Source organism: Spirillospora sp. NPDC049024 (genome assembly GCF_040649235.1).
Lineage (GTDB): Bacteria > Actinomycetota > Actinomycetes > Streptosporangiales > Streptosporangiaceae > Spirillospora.
The window spans coordinates 74,884-88,368 of sequence record NZ_JBEZFD010000023.1 but is presented as its reverse complement, the minus strand read 5'-3'; the positions used below and the strand labels follow the sequence as shown (position 1 = coordinate 88,368).

At 72.9% G+C, this 13,485-nt stretch carries 15 protein-coding genes; 8 read left to right on the top strand and 7 right to left on the bottom strand.

Going from position 1 to position 13,485, the window contains the following annotated elements; translation table 11 throughout:
* Positions 1–12 precede the first annotated feature (12 nt).
* A complete protein-coding gene (locus AB0C21_RS33995; RefSeq protein ID WP_500209808.1) occupies positions 13–414 on the bottom strand; it encodes a PPOX class F420-dependent oxidoreductase in 402 nt (133 codons plus the stop codon).
* A gap of 86 nt (positions 415–500) precedes the next feature.
* Between AB0C21_RS33995 and AB0C21_RS33990 the strand changes: the two genes are divergently transcribed.
* The gene (locus tag AB0C21_RS33990; protein WP_500209806.1) at positions 501–707 is read left to right on the top strand and encodes a hypothetical protein; all 207 of its coding nucleotides are present in this window, start codon (positions 501–503) and stop codon (positions 705–707) included.
* 42 nt (positions 708–749) lie between these two features.
* Here the strand turns inward: AB0C21_RS33990 and AB0C21_RS33985 are convergent, their stop codons facing one another.
* The 3 genes from AB0C21_RS33985 to AB0C21_RS33975 all read right to left on the bottom strand — a co-directional run bounded on the left by AB0C21_RS33985 (position 750) and on the right by AB0C21_RS33975 (position 3,420).
* On the bottom strand, positions 750–944 hold the full coding sequence (locus AB0C21_RS33985) for a transposase (protein ID WP_500209804.1): 195 nt from the start codon (positions 942–944) through the stop codon (positions 750–752).
* 298 nt (positions 945–1,242) lie between these two features.
* On the bottom strand, positions 1,243–2,352 hold the full coding sequence (locus tag AB0C21_RS33980; protein WP_500209802.1) for a DUF2637 domain-containing protein: 1,110 nt from the start codon (positions 2,350–2,352) through the stop codon (positions 1,243–1,245).
* A gap of 369 nt (positions 2,353–2,721) precedes the next feature.
* The gene (locus AB0C21_RS33975; protein WP_500209801.1) at positions 2,722–3,420 is read right to left on the bottom strand and encodes a dioxygenase family protein; all 699 of its coding nucleotides are present in this window, start codon (positions 3,418–3,420) and stop codon (positions 2,722–2,724) included.
* Positions 3,421–3,655: 235 nt separating this feature from the next.
* Here AB0C21_RS33975 and AB0C21_RS33970 point away from each other — a divergent pair, with 235 nt between their 5' ends.
* The 6 genes from AB0C21_RS33970 (at position 3,656) to AB0C21_RS33945 (ending at position 8,939) form a co-directional block, all read left to right on the top strand.
* A complete protein-coding gene (locus tag AB0C21_RS33970) occupies positions 3,656–4,666 on the top strand; it encodes an AraC-like ligand-binding domain-containing protein (protein ID WP_500209799.1) in 1,011 nt (336 codons plus the stop codon).
* A 119-nt stretch (positions 4,667–4,785) separates the two neighbouring features.
* Positions 4,786–6,096 (top strand): erythromycin esterase family protein, encoded by a 1,311-nt coding sequence (locus AB0C21_RS33965; protein WP_500209797.1) that lies wholly within the window; start codon positions 4,786–4,788, stop codon positions 6,094–6,096.
* An 18-nt stretch (positions 6,097–6,114) separates the two neighbouring features.
* The gene (locus tag AB0C21_RS33960) at positions 6,115–6,903 is read left to right on the top strand and encodes a DUF427 domain-containing protein (protein ID WP_500209795.1); all 789 of its coding nucleotides are present in this window, start codon (positions 6,115–6,117) and stop codon (positions 6,901–6,903) included.
* 87 nt (positions 6,904–6,990) lie between these two features.
* Positions 6,991–7,617, top strand: coding sequence for a LysE family translocator (locus tag AB0C21_RS33955; protein ID WP_500209793.1), 627 nt, complete (start codon positions 6,991–6,993; stop codon positions 7,615–7,617).
* 49 nt (positions 7,618–7,666) lie between these two features.
* A complete protein-coding gene (locus AB0C21_RS33950; protein ID WP_149263242.1) occupies positions 7,667–8,371 on the top strand; it encodes a Crp/Fnr family transcriptional regulator in 705 nt (234 codons plus the stop codon).
* Positions 8,372–8,375: 4 nt separating this feature from the next.
* Positions 8,376–8,939, top strand: coding sequence for a TetR/AcrR family transcriptional regulator (locus tag AB0C21_RS33945; protein ID WP_500209792.1), 564 nt, complete (start codon positions 8,376–8,378; stop codon positions 8,937–8,939).
* Here AB0C21_RS33945 and qcrB read toward each other — a convergent pair.
* The 3 genes from qcrB to AB0C21_RS33930 all read right to left on the bottom strand — a co-directional run bounded on the left by qcrB (position 8,931) and on the right by AB0C21_RS33930 (position 12,429).
* The gene (gene qcrB, locus AB0C21_RS33940) at positions 8,931–10,607 is read right to left on the bottom strand and encodes a cytochrome bc1 complex cytochrome b subunit (RefSeq protein ID WP_500209790.1); all 1,677 of its coding nucleotides are present in this window, start codon (positions 10,605–10,607) and stop codon (positions 8,931–8,933) included. The two genes, AB0C21_RS33945 and qcrB, sit on opposite strands and share 9 nt — an antisense overlap.
* A 162-nt stretch (positions 10,608–10,769) precedes the next feature.
* Positions 10,770–11,405, bottom strand: coding sequence for a hypothetical protein (locus AB0C21_RS33935; RefSeq protein WP_500209788.1), 636 nt, complete (start codon positions 11,403–11,405; stop codon positions 10,770–10,772).
* Positions 11,406–11,595: 190 nt separating this feature from the next.
* Entirely contained in the window at positions 11,596–12,429 is an 834-nt protein-coding gene (locus AB0C21_RS33930) for a hypothetical protein (RefSeq protein ID WP_500209787.1), read from the bottom strand.
* A 236-nt stretch (positions 12,430–12,665) separates the two neighbouring features.
* On the opposite strand from AB0C21_RS33930, the gene AB0C21_RS33925 reads away from it, so the two are divergent.
* The gene (locus AB0C21_RS33925; protein WP_500209785.1) at positions 12,666–13,484 is read left to right on the top strand and encodes an acyl-CoA thioesterase; all 819 of its coding nucleotides are present in this window, start codon (positions 12,666–12,668) and stop codon (positions 13,482–13,484) included.
* Position 13,485: the final 1 nt, after the last annotated feature.

Here is a 13,485-nt window from a genome sequence, read left to right as displayed (position 1 = left end):
CGCCGGGGAGCGTCAGAGGGTGCCGAGGGCGCGGGTCGCGGTGATCTCTATGACGACCCGGTTCGGGTTCGGGCGCGGCGGCTTGTAGCGGGCGGTGTAGAGGTCTTCCGCGTGCGCCACGGAGGCCGGGTCGGTCCGCAGGACGGCGCGGCCCTCGACGGTCGACCAGCGGCGGCCGTCCACCTGTGTGACGGCGACGGGGAGGCCGGGGGCGCCGGCGGCGCGGACGTGGCGGGCCTTCGCCGAGGACGCGGAGGTGATCACGCGGACGGTGCCGCCGTCCAGCGTCGCGCCGACGGGGACCGAGTGCGGGGTGCCGTCCGCGCGGAGGGTGACGAGGGTGCACAGGTGGCGTTCCCGCCAGAAGGCGATGAGCCGCTCGTCGGTCAGGTCCAGCCGGTGTCGTCCGTCCACCGGAGTAAGCCTATCCGCACTGGTCGGAATCGACGGGTTTATGATTAGTTAGCGGAAGAAACTATCTGAAACGGGGAGGATGCGGCGTGCCGTCCGAGCACTATCCGTGGATCGCGCTGAGCAACACGACGCTCGGCATGCTGCTGGCCACGGTCAACTCCTCGATCGTGATCATCTCGCTGCCGGCGATCTTCCGCGGCATCCATCTGAACCCCTCGAACCGGGCAATGTCAGCTACCTGCTGTGGATGCTGGTGGGCTCCGACTGCGAGGACACGTCAGGCCGGGGGGTGAAGGCCCGCATTGGGAGGGCGCCGCCCAGACCCGAGCAGCGCCTTAAGCCGGGCGGTTCTGCTGGTCGAGGCACTGCTTCACGGCGCTCAGCGGTGCTCCGCCGACGGTGCCCGCGAAGTACGAGCCCGACCACAGCTTGTTGGCGCGGTAGTAGTGCCGCACGAGGTGGGGGAACTCCTGCCGGAGCCGCCGTGAGGAGACGCCCTTGAGGCTGTTGACCAGGCGGGCCACGGCCATCTTGGGCGGGGTGTTTGACGAGTAGGTGGACGTGGTTGTTCTCGCCGTTGAACTCGACCAGCTCGGCCTCGAAGTCACCGCACACGTCCCGCATGATCTAGGGCGGAGAGGATGTCAAAACCCCGTCCAGAACCTGCCCCGCGCCGTTTCACGTGTTTGGCGGGCTTGCGCCGGACGACCTGGCCACCCTCGCTGGCCGCTCGTACTTCCCCGCACCTGCCGGCGGCGCCGGAGACGGCGCGGCCCGGTCGCCCGCGGTGGCGGGCGGCCGGGCCGTGACGCGCGGAAGGGCGCGGGGTCAGACGCGCCAGGACTGGACGAGCGCGTCCAGCGTCGCCTGGTCGTAGACGATGCCCTGGGCGTTCAGCTCCTGGGCGACCAGCTCGCCGTCGCCGTGGTGCTTGGCCAGCAGCCGGTACACCGCGTACGGGAACCAGTGGTTGTCGCTGATCCGCTGGATCTCGGTCTCGTCGCAGCGGTAGCCCTGGGCCCGGACCTCGGCGAGCGTCGCGGCGACGTCCCCGTGGCGGCGCTCCAGGATGTCGATGACGAGGGACCGCAGGTTCTCGGGCGAGGGCCCGGCGGGCGCCTCCTCCTCAGTGGTGGTGCCGTAGGAGCTGCGTCCGTTGAGGCTGCCGCGCGACGCGGCGCTGACCACGGCCAGCTCGGGCTCCGGCTCGGGGGCCGGGGCGGGAGCGGGCGCGGGCGCCTCCGGGGCGGCGGGCGCCGCGGCCGGAGCCGAGGCGGCCGGGGCCTGGGCGGGCTCCGCCGCGGGCGCGGCCTTGGCCTCGGCCCGGCCCGAGGTCCCGGACTCGATGGCCTTGCCGGAGTACCCGGGGACCTGGATCTGCGGGAACGGGCCGGTGTTGCGCAGCGGCATCAGCGTGATCTGGTTCAGCGTGACCGGCCCGGCGATCGCGCGCGTCTGCGGCTCGGGCTGCTTGGTCTCCTCCTCCTCGGTCTTCTGCGACACGTACCGGTGCAGCGTCCGCAGCAGGACGAACAGGCCGAGCATCGACACGATCGGCGGGACCGCCGCCGTCGCCTGGAAGGAGAAGGTCTTGTGGCCGACGTGGCCGACGTTGAAGATGAGGCTGGCCGTCCAGCCCGCGAGGGCGATGGTCAGCGGAAGGCAGAAGTCGAGCCAGCTCATCAGGGCCCGGCGCTTGATGACGAAGGCGTCGATCGCCAGCAGGAAGAGCCCGAGCTCGCCGACGATGATGAACAGGTCGACCAGCAGGGGGAACGACTCGGCCTTCCAGCCCCGGAGGCCGTGTTCCAGGGCCCAGTGGTAGAGACCGGCATAGGACTGGGCGAAGCCACCGGCGGTGGCGGTCAGGACCGCGGCCGCCATGAAGGCGATGGCCCCCCACCGTGTGATGACCTGTGCCCGGTTGGCAGCGCTCATGCGGCGTGTGCTCCCAGATTCCTTACACAACCAAAAGTGATCGGTGGGAGACTATCCATTCCTTTGCCGTTTCGTGGCCGATTCGCATCACGTCTCGGTCCCGTTCCCCGGCGAATCGGCGGAGGCGCCCGGATAGGACCGCCGGGAGACGCCGCAGGACACCGCAGGCGAGGGCCATGCCGTGACGGCGGGGAACCCGGCCGCGACAATGCGGGAGCCCCCGCGGTATCAGACGCGGGAGCCCCCTCAGCGTCATATGCGGGAGCCCCCGCAGTATCGAACGCGGGAGCCCCCGCCGAGGCGCGCCGGTGCCTCGGCGGGGGCGGGATTTCCGCGGGAGCGGTGACGGAATCGGGCCGCGGACCCGGGTCAGGGCACCTGGAGGACGAAGTCGAACGTCGCGGTGCGCCCGCCGGGGACGGTCTGGACCTGCATGAGCAGCGCGGGGTCGTAGAGCATGTCGGAGGCGTTCCGCGGCTCGTTCGGGAAGTACAGCTGCGTCGTCAGGATCCGCTGGTAGGGGGCCTGCGCCTTCACGTGGATGTGCCGGGTGCGGCCGGGGTAGAGGCCGGGCACGATCGTCTTGAGGGTGAATCGTCCCGATGCGTCCGTGTATTGATGCCCGCGTAGCGTATAGCCGTAATTGTCGTAATTGCCGTAATAGTCCGCCTGCCAGAAGTCCAGCAGGGCGTGGGCCACCGGCGTGCACGACATCGAGTAGACGATCCCGGACACGGTGAGCGGCGTCCCCGGCATGCCGGGCGTCACGATCGACGAGCGCTCGGGGGAGCCGGGCTTGAAGTAGGGGCCCTCCATCTGGGAGTGGGTGGGGGAGTCGTCCCCGTCGTCGCACTTGGGCGTCGGGGTGAGCGGCCGCTGCTCCGCGCGGGCCTGCGCGGGCGCGGCCACCGCCGACACGGCGGTGGGCAGCGCGAGCGCGCCGACCCCCGCCGCGCCCGCGGCGACGATGAAGTTCTTGCGGCTGATGCCGTGCTCCTGGCCGTCGCCGGAGCCGTGGCCGGTGCCGTGCTCGTGGCCCGTGCCGGTTTCCTGCTCGCCTGCTGGCATGGGGGTTCCTCTCGGGGGTCGTTCCGGGATCTTCCGGTTGGCGGGGCTCCCTGGGAGTCGGTCCGGGACATGTATAAGCCGCCGGGAGAGGGGCGGTCTTGGCGCTGCGTGCCATGACTTTGGCGGCGAGTGCCAAAGCCCCGCCGGAGCGTCGTGCTGACTCGCTCATTGACCTTCCTGACGGGCCGTAGAAGCCTTGCGGGTGGCGTCCGAGACCCCCGACCGGAGGAGCGCCATGCCCACGCTCGTCGACACCTCGGACCGCCCTGCCCGCGACCAGGCGGACTACTGGCGCCACCTGATCAGCTCGGCCTTCGGGCCGTTCCACGTCCAGCCGCGCCTGCCCGGCGGGTTCGCCGCCCGGCTGAGCGGCCGGGCGCTGGGCCCGGTCGAGGCCGGCGACGTGCACGCGCCCGCGCACGCGGTGCGGCGCAGCGCCCGGCAGATCGCCCGCGACACCCGCGAGTGCTACAAGCTCGGGCTGGTGCTGCGGGGCTCGTGCGTGCTCCGCCAGAACGGCCGCCGCGCCGTGGTGGGGGCGGGGGACGTGGTGTTCTACGACCTCACCCGGCCGGTCGAGATCTCGTTCGACGCCCACCACATCTTCACGGTCGTGATCCCGCACAGCGCCGTCCCGCTGCCGCCGGAGCGCCTCGCCGCGTTCGGCGGCACCCTGCTGGGCGGGCGGGCCCGGACGGGGCGGCTCGTCTCGTCCTTCCTCGGCGCCCTGGCCGAGAGCGGGGCCGAGGACGCCGGCCGGGGCGGCCCCGCGGCGGGCGGCCCGCCCGGCGGCGCGGCCGACGAGATCTACGCCCGCCACCTCGGCGGCGCACTGGTCGAGCTGGTCACCGGCGCGGCGAGCGAGTGGCTGGGCGCGCCGCCGTCCCGGTCGCCGGAGGGAGCGGAGATGCTGCGGACGATCGAGGAGTGGATCGAGGCGCGCCTGCACGACCCGTCGCTGAGCCCGGCCGCGATCGCCGCCGCGCACCACATCTCCGTCCGCCAGCTGTACCGGGTGTTCCAGCCGACCGGTACGACCGTCGCCCGCTACATCCGCACCCGCCGCCTGGAGCACTGCCGCCGCGAGCTCGGCGACCCGTTCCTCGGCACGCAGCGGATCGGCGCGATCGCGAACCGCTGGGGCCTGCCGGACCCGGCCGCGTTCAGCCGCGCGTTCCGCGCCGCCTACGGGCTGAGCCCCAGCGACTACCGCGCCCGCACGACCGGCATCCGGCGCGAGGCGTAGCCGTACCGCCCTCCGCGGCCCTTCGCCGCCGATCCGCGGCGGGGCGAATCGAACCGGCCGATCCCGGGAACGCGAGTAAGACGAGCCGAAAACGCCGGAGGACACGAGGGGACGCCGCCATGCAACGCCGGGGAAGCCACGCCGCCGCCGAAGACGTGCTCGGAGCGGCGCTGCCGCTGGAGTACGCCGAGGACCTGGACCCGCTGCTCGACCGGATCGGGGACGCCCGGTACGTGCTGATCGGCGAGGCCAGCCACGGCACCCACGAGTACTACGCGTGGCGGGCCGCGCTGACCCGGCGGCTGGTCGCCGAGCGCGGCTTCTCGTTCGTCGCCGTCGAGGGCGACTGGCCCGACTGCCGCCGGGTCGGCCGCAGCGTGACGCTCGCGCCCGGGGCGCCGGAGGACCCGCGGAGCGTCCTGGACGCCTACGAGCGCTGGCCGACGTGGATGTGGGCCAACGAGGAGACCGTGAAGTTCTGCCGGTGGCTGCGCGACCGCAACGCCGGCCTCCCCCCGGGCGAACGGGTCGGCTTCTACGGCCTGGACGTCTACAGCCTGTGGGAGTCGCTGCGGGCGGTCGTCGACTACCTGGCGAGCCACCGCCCCGAGTACCTGGACACGGCGCTGGAGGCCTACCGCTGCTTCGAGCCGCACGGCCGCGACCCGCGCTCCTACGGGTGGAACACGGCCCTGGTCCCGGACGGGTGCGCGGCCGAGGTCCTCGCGCTGCTGGGCGACCTGCGCCGTCCGGCGCCGACCGGGCACGCCGGCGACCCGGAGGAGGAGTTCGACGCCCGGCAGAACGCCGAGGTGGCGGTGGGCGCCGAACGCTACTACCGCACCATGATCGACGGCGGGCCGGAGTCGTGGAACATCCGGGACGTCCACATGGCCGACACGCTGGACCGGCTGGTGGACTTCCACCGCGGCGGCAAGGCCGTCGTGTGGGCGCACAACACCCATGTGGGCGACGCGCGGGCGACCGACATGGCCGCCGCCGGGATGGTCAACCTCGGCCAGCTCGCCAGGGAGCGGCACGGGGCGGACGGCGTCGTGCTGGTCGGGTTCGCGGGCGGTCCCGGCGAGGTCGTCGCCGCGCCGGCCTGGGGCGCCCCGATGGAGGTCATGCACGTCCCGCCGCCCGAGCGCGGCTCGCTGGAGGAGGTGCTGGCGGAGTCGGAGCTGCACCGGGGGATGTTCATCGTGCCCCCGGAGCCGGACAAGCCCGCCTTCCTCACCGGGACGCTCGGGCACCGCGCCATCGGCGTCGTGTACGACCCGGACCTGGACCGGCGCCAGTACGTCCCGACGCGGCTCGCCGAACGCTACGACGCGCTGTGCTGGTTCCGCATCACCTCCGCCCTCCTGCCGCTGCACCTGGAGGCGGCGCGCCGTGGTGAACTGGAGACGATGCCGACCGGCGTCTAGTAATCGAGGAGCCGCGCCATGTCCCTGACCATGCAGCCGGGCCCCCTCGCCGGCTCGCCCGGCGACGAGGTCAACTTCACGATCGACGGACCGGCGCACCGGTTGTTCATGCACGACTTCCCCCGCCGGGTCCGCGCCCGGTTCGCGGGGGAGACGGTGCTGGACACCGAGCGCGGGAAGTTCCTGCACGAGACCGGGCTGCTGCCCGTCCTGTACGTCCCCGAGGAGGACGTGCGGGCCGACCTGCTGGAGAAGACCGTCCACACCACGCACTGCCCGTTCAAGGGCGACGCCGTGTACTGGACGGTGCGGGTGGGCGACCGGGCGGCCGAGAACGCGGTCTGGGGTTATCCGGACCCGAAGCCGGAGGCGGCGTGGCTGCGCGGCCACATGGCCTTCTACTGGAACCGGATGGACGCCTGGTTCGACGAGGACGAGGAGGTCCACGGCCATCTGCGCGACCCGTTCCACCGCGTCGACGCCCGCGCCACGTCCCGGCGCGTCCGGGTGCTGCTGGACGGCGAGGTCGTCGCGGAGACCGCGCGGCCGAAGCTGCTGTCGGAGACGGGCCTGCCCAACCGCTTCTACATCCCGGCCGAGGACGTCCGCCGCGACCTGCTGACCCGCAGCGAGAAGCGGACCTTCTGCCCGTACAAGGGCCAGGCGACGTACTGGTCGCTGGAGGGGGCCGAGGACGCCGCCTGGTCGTACGAGGAGCCACTGGAGGACGCGGCGAGGATCGGCGGATACCTGTCCTTCGACCACGAGGCCCTGACCATCGAGGCCCAGCCCTCTCTGGCGGGCTGACGCCCGAGGTCGCGGGGGCGGGCGGCGCGTGCGCGGCGGGCGGTATTGGGCTCGCGGTGCGGGGCCCTCGTGCCGCATGATTTCGGCATGGTGGACCCATCCCTGTACGCGGCGTTCGTCGTCGCCGCCTTCGCGCTCTGCGTCACGCCCGGACCCGACATGATGTTCATCGTCGCGATGGGCGGCCGCGGCGGCCCGCTGACGGGCGTGATGGCCGCGGTGGGCGTCGCCACCGGCGCCCTGACGCACGCCGTCGCCGCGACGCTCGGGCTCTCCGCCCTGTTCACCGCGCTGCCGACCCTGTACCACGTGCTGCGCTGGGCGGGCGCCGCCTACCTGCTGTACCTCGCGGTCAAGTCGTTCCGGGACCGCGGCGAACCCGGCGGGGAGGCGGCTCCCGTCGGCCCCGGGCGGCTCCGCGCGTTCTGGCAGGGCGTCGTCACGAACCTGCTGAACCCCAAGGTGATCCTCTTCAACATCGCCTTCCTGCCGCAGTTCGTGAACCCGTCCATGGGGCACCCGATGGTGCAGCTGCTCCTGCTCGGCGTCACCCTCGTCCTGATCGGCCTGGCGGTGGACGCCTCCGTCGGCCTGCTCTCCGGCCGCCTCGCGGCCCTGCTGCGGCGCAGCCGCCGCGTCGCCCGCGGCCTGAACATCTTCAGCGGAACGGTCTTCACCGGGCTCGCCGTGCGGCTGCTCGCCGTCCCCAAGTGAGGGCCCGCGGGTTTACAGTTCAGATGACCCTGGGAAAAGGAGGCGGCAGTTGGCACCGTACGCGGCGTCCTCTCCGCCTCCCGCGTTCTGGGCGGCGCTCGACCCCGCGCAGCGGACCGCGCTGCGCGCCGCCGCGCGCCCCCGGACGTTCCCCGTCAAGGCGCCGCTGGTGTACCAGGGCGACGAGTCCGACCACGTGATCGTCATCGAGCGCGGCTGGGCGAAGGTGACCTCCTCCACCGAGGACGGCCACGACGTGGTGCTGGCCGTCCGCGGCCCCGGCGACCTGCTCGCCGAGAGCGCGGTGCTCGGCGGGCGCCCGCGCGCCGCGACGGTCACCGCGCTGTCCCCGATCCGCGCCCTGGTCGTGCCCGCGGCCCGGTTCACCGGGTTCCTGGACGCGCACCCCGACGTGTGGATGCTCGTCACCGGCACCTTCGTCCGGCGCATGGACGACTCCGACCGGCGGCTGACCGCGCACATCACGAGCCGGGGCCCGCAGCGCCTCGCGGCCCTGCTGGCCGACCTGGCCGAACGCTCGGTGCACCACGCGCCGCCCGCGCCGGACGGGTCGATCGAGATCGGGCCGCCGCTGTCGCAGGAGGAGCTCGGCAGCTGGATGGACGCCTCACGGGAGACCGTCGCCCGCGCGCTCAGCGGGCTGCGCCGCGAGGGCCTGATCCGCACCGGCTGGCGCAGGATCACCGTGGTCGACCTCGCCCGCCTCCGCGAGTTCGCCAAGGAGCAGGACTGACGGCATGGGCGACGGCTACCACCACGGCGACCTGAGGCGCGCCGTGCTCGGCGCAGCGGTCGAGGCGATCGCCGAGGCGGGCCCGGCGGCGTGGAGCCTGCGCGAGCTCGCGCGCCGCGCCGGGGTGTCGCACGCCGCGCCCGCGCACCACTTCGGCGACAAGACCGGCGTGCTGACGGCCGTCGCCGCCGACGGGTACACGCTGTTCGCGGACGCCCTGGAGGCCGCCGGGAGCGACCTGCACGCCGTCGGGCTCGCCTACGTGCGGTTCGCGGTCGAGCACCGCGTCCACTTCGAGGTCATGTTCACGCCCGCGCTCTACCGCCCCGACGACCCGGCTGTGGCCGCCGCCCGCGACCGCGCAGCCCGCGTCCTCGCCGAGGGGGTCCGCGGGGCCGTGCCCGGCCGTCCCGCGGACGACCGGACGGCCGGGATCGCCGCCTGGTCGATCGTGCACGGCTTCGCCCACCTGTGGCTCAGCGGCGCCCTGCGCGACCTCGGCGACGACCCCGTGAAGGCCGCCGACCCGGTCATCCGCCTCCTCTTCGAGCGCTCCGCGTCAGCGTGAGGACGCCTTCTCCCCGACGGCCGGCCGCTCCTCGCCCGCCTCGATCGCGCCTGCGGGGCGTTCGGGGACGGTGGCCAGGTCGGCCCGGAAGCGGCGGTTGAGGGCGGCGCGCAGGCGCCCCCCGGCCGTGCGGCCGCGGGGGCTGTCGATGCCGTCCAGGGGCGGCGGGACGTCCAGGTCGACGGCGGGCGACGGGCGCGGATCGGTGATCGCGGCGATCGCCTCGTCCGGCAGCGGGCGCTCGACCTCGCTGAACCCTCCCTCCGGCGACTGGCGGATCACGCCTGTCTCCAGCCCGTGCCGGGCCAGGCCGAGATCGCGGCGCTGGAGGCCGACGCAGAGGCGGTAGGTGACGACGTAGGCCAGCACCGGGCCGAGGATGATGAGGACGCGGAAGAACCAGGTCGTCCAGAACAGCGGGATGTCGAAGCTGTGGGCGAGGACGTCGTTGCCGCCCGCGATCCACAGCGTCCCGTAGAAGACGACGCCGCCGACGCCGACACCGGTGCGCGCCGGGACGTCGCGCGGCCGGTCCAGCAGGTGGTGGATCTGGTCGTCGCCGGTCACCCAGCGCTCCAGGAACGGGTAGACGGCGAGACCGGTGAACAGCAGGCCGGGCACCACGAGGGCCGGGACGACCACGCTCATCGCGACGGTGTGGCCCCACGCGCTGATCTCCCAGGACGGCATGATCCGCAGCGCGCCCTCCAGCCAGCCCATGTACCAGTCGGGCTGCGACCCGGAGCTGATCGCGCCCGGGTCGTAGGGGCCGAACAGCCAGATCGGGTTGATCTGGAAGAACGCGGCGAGCAGCGTCGTCACGCCCGCCACCCAGAGGAAGAACGCCGTCGTCTTCGCGATGAAGACGGGGAAGAACGGGTAGCCGCGCACGGTCGTGTTCGAGCTGCCCTTGCCCGGGAACTGCGTGTGCGTCTGCCGCCAGGTCAGCACGACGGCGTGCAGCGGGATCAGCGCGGCCAGGATGCCGGGGATCAGCAGCACGTGGATGACGTACAGGCGCGGGATGATGTCGGTGCCCGGGTACTCGCCGCCGAACAGGAACATCACCGCGTACGAGCCGACCAGCGGGAGCGAGGCGAGCACGCCCTCCAGGATGCGCAGGCCCGTGCCGGACAGCAGGTCGTCCGGCAGCGAGTAGCCGAACAGGCCGTTCAGCATCACCAGCATGAACATGAGGATGCCGATGAGCCAGTTCAGCTCGCGGGGCTTGCGGAACGCGCCGGTGAAGAAGTTGCGCAGCAGGTGCACAAGGATCGCGCCCATGAAGATGAGCGTCGACCAGTGGTGGATCTGCCGGACGAGCAGGCCGCCCCGCACGTCGAAGCTGATCTTGAGGGCGGAGGCGTACGCCTCGCTCATCTCCACGCCCTGCAGCCTCGTGTACGAGCCGTTGTAGACGACCTCGTGCATGCTCGGCTTGAAGAACAGCGTCAGGTACACCCCGGTCAGCAGGATGACCACGAAGGAGTACATCGCGATCTCGCCGAGCAGGAAGGTCCACTGGTCCGGGAAGGCCTTGCGCATCGCCTTGCGGGCGAAGCCGGCGGTGCCGAACCGCTCGTCCAGTGCCCGCGCCGCGGCGTCCACTCCTCTGGGCGGCTTCCGCGTGCCGGCCCCCGCCCCGCCGGGCGTCCTCGTTCCCGCCATGGTCCGCATCCCTCCGTCGCGCTCTGGCAGTGGCGCATCTGGGAATGAGACCCACCCCGGCGGGCAAATGTGACATCTCGGAATGTGGACCGCGTCACACCGGGAGCGGCCCGGCGGGCGTCAGCGGGCCGTGGTCAGGCGGACGTGGTCAGCGGGACGGGGTCAGCACGCCGGGGCGGTGAGCCCGCCGCGGCGCAGGTAGCGGGGACGCCAGCGCGCCCGGTAGCAGAGCCGGACCGGCGGCGGCAGCAGCCGCAGCACGGCGCGGCGGGTGGCGTCGGAGGCGCCGTCCAGCAGCCAGGGCAGGAACACCCCGAGCCCGCGCAGGCCCAGTTCGCGGCGGAACTCCACGTCGAAGGTGCCCCATTCGAACGGGGTGAGGGTCTCCTGGATCAGCGGCAGGACGTTCGACTCCTTGAAGTCGAGCAGCGCCTCCACCGAGGCCCGGAGGTCGCGCGCGTACCGGGCGAACGTGCCGGGGTCGCGGTGCTCCAGGGCCGCGTCGAGGCCGTCGATCATCGGGACGACCTTCAGCGCCTGCGACGCCATGGCGTCGAGGACGACGCCGACCCGCCCGGGCGCGTCGGCGTCCTTGGCGTACATGACCGTCCAGAGGGCGTTCTTCTCGGCGTGGTCCTGGAGCCGCCAGTGGGCGGTGAACAGGGGCCACCCGTTCACGACCGGGGCCCAGCCGTGCCCCGACCCGGCGGCCGCCTCCAAGCGCGCCGCGTCCCGGCGGAAGGCGTCGTAGGCGGCGTACAGCATCGTCAGGTCGAAGTTCCTCGCCACACTGTCCATGCCGCCTCCCAAGCTCTCCGCGCCCGTACCGCCGCTCACAGAGATAGATGGACCGGACGCGCCTGAATGTGACGCGATGTGGGGCCTGACTTTCTGTGATCTGCCCCACGGGCGGCGGGATATGCGGAGGGAGAAGGGGTGAGGCCGGCCGGGCGGCGGGGCGCCGTTCGCCGCCCGGCCGGCCCGCTTGTCAGGTCACCGGGTCGTCGACCAGGTAGACCTTCGGTGAGGGCGCGTCGCACTCCGCGGGGCCGGTGCCGGGCGCGCCGTCGAAGGACAGCTCGGCGGTGGCCGAGCCGAGCGCGACGGAGACGCTCGCGGCGCCGGAGGCCGGGGTGAACGGCCCGGCGGTCAGCGTGCCGGTGCCCGGCAGCGGCACCGTGATCTGCCGGTCGCGCACGAGCGGCGTCCTCGGGATGGCGATGCCGCCGGCGGGGATCACGTTCTGCCCGGCCGGCGTGCCGCCCTCCACCTCCAGGTTCAGGGCCGTGACCTTGCCGGACGCGGCAAGACGGCCCTCGTCGACCAGCCGGTTCACCGTGCCGGCCGGGATGACCAGGGCGCCGCTCGCCTCGGTGAAGGAGAACGAGCCGCCTCGCTCGGCCACGAGCGGAATGCGAGCGCCGACCGCGATGCCGACGTCGAGCGGCTCGCCGCCGAGGACGCACGTGTACGGGGCGTTGATGATGCCCACCAGCTCGTTCGACTTCGGCTCGGGGAAGTTCAGCGGGGCACCGGGGATCTTGGCGGGCGGCCGTCCCGGCGCGCCGCCGATGGTGAGATCGGTGACCCGGGCGTCGGCCCGGTCGACCCCGAGGACGGGGGCCAGCGCGGTCAGCCACTCGGGGAAGGTGATGCTCCCGGAGCCCTGGGTCAGCCAGAACTCCTGGCCGGGTCCGAGCTGGACGGGCGCCACGCCCTGCACGTCCACGTCCGTCGGCAGGTAGAACACCGGCAGCCCGGCGAGGACGCGGCGCGGCCGCCCGCCGGGGCGCGGCGCACCGGCATGTCGGAACAACCTCATGGGGGCATCCCTTCCGAAGTACGTTCTCGTACCAGTGGGGGTGCCGACATGGTGGCCCGGCCGGACGGGCCGCGATACGGAGGGTTGTGAGGAAAGGGCGCACAGTGATTGGCAGCCGCGCATACAAAGGGCTGGCCGTCCTCGTGGCGGCATGACGCGCTACGCCGGGACGCCGGAGGGCCGACCCCCCGTGCCCGCCCGGTCGGGCTCCGTGCGGGTCGGATAACGTCACGGGCGTGCGACCCTCCATCTCCGAAGAGCCCGAAACGCGGTTGGAAGCCCTCCACTCCGTCCTCGACCTGCTCGATCTGGAAGAGCTCGACCGGGACCTCTACCGGGGCACGCTCGTGTTCGACGACCCGTACCCGCTGTACGGCGGGCAGGTGGCGGCGCAGGCGCTGCGCGCCGCGGGCGGCACCGTCCCGGAGGGGCGGCTGCCGCACTCGCTGCACGGGTACTTCCTGCGCGGCGGCGACGCGGCCCGGCCGACGATCTTCCGGGTGGACCGGGACCGCGACGGCCGGTCGTTCTCCGCGCGCCGGGTGGTGGCGCTCCAGGGCGGCGAGGTCATCTTCAACATGTCGGTGTCGTTCCAGCAGCCCGCCGACGACGTGGACCGGCAGGTCCATCCGGCGCCGGAGACGCCGGACCCGGAGAGCCTTCCGGCCTCGCCGGTCCCGCGGCTGTTCTCCATGGAGAGCCGGGTGCCGCCGCAGCCCTACGAGGTGGCCGACTTCCCGACGCGGCTGTGGTCGCGCTGCACCGCTCCGCTGCCGGACGACCACCTGCTGCACGCCTGCGTGCTGACGTACCTGTCCGACATCTCCAGCGGTGTGATCGCGCTGCACGACGGCACCGCCCGGTCGGGCTCCAGCCTCGACCACGCCGTCTGGTTCCACCGCCCCGTCCGGATGGACGACTGGGTGCTGATGGACCTCGTCCCGCAGACGGTCGCCGCCGGGCGCGGCTGGTACACGGGAACGATCCACAGCCGGGACGGCGTGCTCGTCGCCAGCCTCACCCAGGAGACCCTCTTCCGCACGCCGCGCGCCTGAC